We start from the raw sequence: 3,555 nt of genomic DNA on the forward strand, positions 1-3,555 counted from the left end.
GACATATGCGTCGCCTCGCTCGGTTGTCGAAAGTCCACCGGGGTTAGTCGACAAATCGTTGTTCGCTTTCGCACGCTCAGCTACACGTTTCTGGGCGCCATGCCCCACGCCTTCATGAAAAATGTCGTCCACGAAAAGCAAAACCGCCGCATCTGCAGACGAGACCAAATACTCGGGCCTGACGAGAATTTGACCCGGAGTCATCGCGCCTGTTTGAGGATCTCTGACTGGATCTCGAAACGTGGCATGCACGTTCCCAGGCACATCGTCTGCCGCTGTTGCCTGTCGAATCACCACCTCACCTGTCGCCAAGGCCTTGCGTAGTGGCTCCAGCGACGTAAGGCCTGGATTGTTGATCAATGTGACGGCGCGGCTAAGCAGCCGTGGATCTRCACCGGTGAGTCCAGAGAATGCATTCGGATTGATGGTTGTCATCTATCTACTCCTTGATGTAACGGCCGCTAACGCTGATTGCGCCGACGCAACTGGGTCCGTCGATTTTTTGGGTTTTGTCGTCGCGCCTCTGATCCAACACCACGCCGAAGTTTTGTCCGACGTAGCGACTCGTTGCGCTCCACTCGAACATTCCCCAAACGTAAGCCGCCGGCCAAAATCGGGGCGTTGCATGCGGTGAGGTATCCCCATTGACGAACTTCGATCCGGTATAGACCGCCAGTTCGTAGGGGTCCAGGCAGAACCCGCTTTGCGAGCGCGACGTAACTAACATCAAGGTTTGCGTCATTCGCCCTCTCTGATCGCCTCGGCTGATGGCGTAGTACTCCCCAAGCACTCCTTGCCAATTCGCCAAGCGAGGATCCATGTAGCGTGTGCCGCTGACGGTATAGCGCTTGTACAGCTCGAATTCGAGGTCCATCAGTGGCCTCTCTGTCAGCGTGATACCCATCTTCTTCTCGACTTCGTTTACGCTGGGCGGCTTCCCGTCTCGCGGGTACAACGAGAGCAGGTTGTCGATCATCTGCTTGAACTCCGGAGGCCAATGATCAGCAACGCGCGGATCGCGCGGTGGCAATGGCGTTCCCTCGGGCTGCGGCACGAGCCGCATAGGCGATGGGTCGGCTGCCTTTTCAGGCGCCTGCTGGGGCGTGGCGCACGCCGACAAGAAAATGGCCGCTGCCAATGTGGCTCCGAACCTTTGCAAATGCTTCATCTCGTTTCCTCTCTCATCACTTTTCTTTCCGGTCAATACGGCCGTCGAGGTCGGCGGTTTGGATCAAGTACCAAGGGAATCACTGAAGAATGAATTCTGAAGCGACGCAATAGCACCTCGTCAAAACGGACATGGAGACTCCCTCGAATTTCGGCCGCTCGCACCGATGCCTGCTTAAGGCGATTATGAAAGGGCGAGCGAGGGATTCCGAAGCACCGGAAAGTAGTCTTTTTCAAGTACTACCGGGATGCGTGACGGATTCCACGCGGCAAATACGCGCAACGGGAAACTGTTGAAAAAATTAACAATTCCCCTATGCATGCCGCGCAGAAAAGGCCATGGGACAAAAAGAGCAGCGGCAGCGCTCGGGTGACCGTCGAATCGTTAGCTTATCGGATGGCCTATCGCGGCGAAGAATGCTTTGAAAACGACATGACTGCTTGATATTTTTAAGACACACTCTCCACCAGCGCACTCACTCTGCGTATGCCCAGTGCAGCGCCTTTCGGCGCCACTGAGGGACAGGTCGCAGCCACGGAATAAGAACAAGGCGTCCGGTTTCCCGACAGGCTGTGGTGAATCTGGAAAATCTATAACTGGTTTCCGAGCCGTTGGCGCGTCTTCCTGACCCTCGATCCAGCCAGCCCCAGAAAAATGGCGGACAGCATCACCCGCGAAAATCTGTGGAGCGACTGGGGGCCACTTGATGCCACTCGGACTAGCCTCCATCGAGGCCAATGGCAATGGCAATGGCAATCAACTGATGCTGAAGGTTTGAACAAGTCAAGCTGGCGCGGAGATCTTCTTCTGGCACCACGAGACGCAGAAACTCAACGCCTAACCCGGCGCCTGTTGCGCCGCCCCGGCCTCGCAGAGCCACGCCAGGAAGGCCTCCGCCAGCGGATCGGCCGTCCGGTTCGGCGCCATGAAGACGCTGTAGCCCCGGCTCGACGGCGCCCGGTGCGCACAGGCCAGCACCAGCTCTCCCGAACGCAGTTCGCGCTCGACGAAATAGTGCGGCACCAGCCCCACGCCGAGGTCGGCGCGCACCGCGGCCACCAGCGAGGAGAAGAGATCGAAGCGATGCCCCGTCACCAGGTTCTCGGGCGGCCGCGCATGCGCCGTTTGCCCGAACCACTCTTCCCACGCCCCCATGCGGGTGCGCAGCTGGAGCAGCGGCGCGGCGCGAAAGTCGCCGCGCGCCATCGCGGCCCGGCCCTTCGCGCGGGGCGAACACACCGCGACGCAGAACTCGTCCATGAGAGGCCGCGCATTGGCGCCGGGCCACACCGCGTCGTCGTACTGCACGCCCACATCGAAAGGCATGTCCGCCATGTAGAGCTCGGTGGGAAAGACCTGCAGGTGCAGGCTGCAGCCCGGATGCAGCGCGATGAACTGCGGCAGCAGCGGCGTCAGCCAGCCCTCCGCCAACACCGGCACCGCCCCCACGATCAGGCGCAGGCCGTCGACGCGCTGCGCCATGGCTTCGAGCGTGTGGTTCTGCAGCCGCAGCAGATCGCCGGCGATCTGGCCGTGGTAGCGCCGCCCGGCGTCGGTGAGCTCGGTGCCGCGCGCCGTGCGCTGCACCAGCCGCACGCCGATCTGCGATTCGAGAAGCCGCAATTGCTGGCTCACCGCGCTGTGCGTGAGGCACAGCTCCTCCGCCGCCTTGCCCACGCCGTGGTGGCGGGCCACCGCATCGAAGATCAGCAGCGCACGGGTGCTTGGAATGTGGCGGCGCATGGCTGGCTCGTTAGAAAAACTGACATGGCCAAAGATTAAACCAGAGCAAGCCTGCACCATGACCGGAAGAATTGCTGACGGCGCCGCGTCGGCGACGCCCCTCTCCCCGCTCGCTCCTTCTTCACCTTCAAGGACTGTCCTCCACCATGCCTCGCCCCGCGTCTTTTCGCCTTGCCCCACTCGTCCTCGCCCTGGCTTGTGCCGCCGGCATCGCCCACGCCCAGACGGGCGCCGTCGCAGCCACGCCCACACAGGTCCGGCCCGAAGTCGACAAGGCCTACACCCAGCTGATGGCTTCGCCCGCGATCCAGAAGCTGCTGGAGGCGGTCAAGGCCGACCATGAGCGTGCGGTCGAGGACCTGAAGATGCTGACGGAGATCGAGGCACCGCCCTTCAAGGAACAGAAGCGCGCCGAAGCCTTCCTTGCGCGCATGAAGGCCCTGGGCCTCGCCGACGCGAAGATCGACGCCGAAGGCAACGTGATCGGCCTGCGCAAGGGCACGGGCAACGGCCCGAAGCTGCTGATCTCGGCCCACCTCGATACGGTGTTTCCCGCCGGCACCGATGTGAAGGTGAAGGAGCGCGACGGCCGGCTCTACGCACCCGGCATCTCGGACGACACGCGCGGCCTCTCGGTGCTGCTG

The 3,555-nt window shown here is 61.7% G+C and carries 3 protein-coding genes and 1 pseudogene; 1 reads left to right on the forward strand and 3 read right to left on the reverse strand.

Annotated features, from left to right (window positions below; translation table 11 throughout):
• The 3 genes from AC1DXX_RS33130 to AC1DXX_RS33140 all read right to left on the reverse strand — a co-directional run.
• Window positions 1-435: hypothetical protein (locus AC1DXX_RS33130; protein ID WP_478138438.1), on the reverse strand; the 435-nt coding region annotated here is incomplete at its 3' end.
• Window positions 436-439: 4 nt separating this feature from the next.
• A complete protein-coding gene (locus tag AC1DXX_RS33135) occupies window positions 440-1,168 on the reverse strand; it encodes a hypothetical protein (RefSeq protein WP_478138439.1) in 729 nt (242 codons plus the stop codon).
• A gap of 837 nt (window positions 1,169-2,005) precedes the next feature.
• Window positions 2,006-2,911: a LysR substrate-binding domain-containing protein gene (locus tag AC1DXX_RS33140; protein WP_478138440.1), complete on the reverse strand. Its 906-nt coding sequence runs from the start codon at window positions 2,909-2,911 to the stop codon at window positions 2,006-2,008.
• Between the two features lie 146 nt (window positions 2,912-3,057).
• On the opposite strand from AC1DXX_RS33140, the pseudogene AC1DXX_RS33145 reads away from it, so the two are divergent.
• Window positions 3,058-3,555, forward strand: a pseudogene (locus AC1DXX_RS33145) (M20/M25/M40 family metallo-hydrolase); the annotation flags it as partial.

It is taken from the genome of Variovorax sp. P4_B10 (assembly GCF_056402375.1).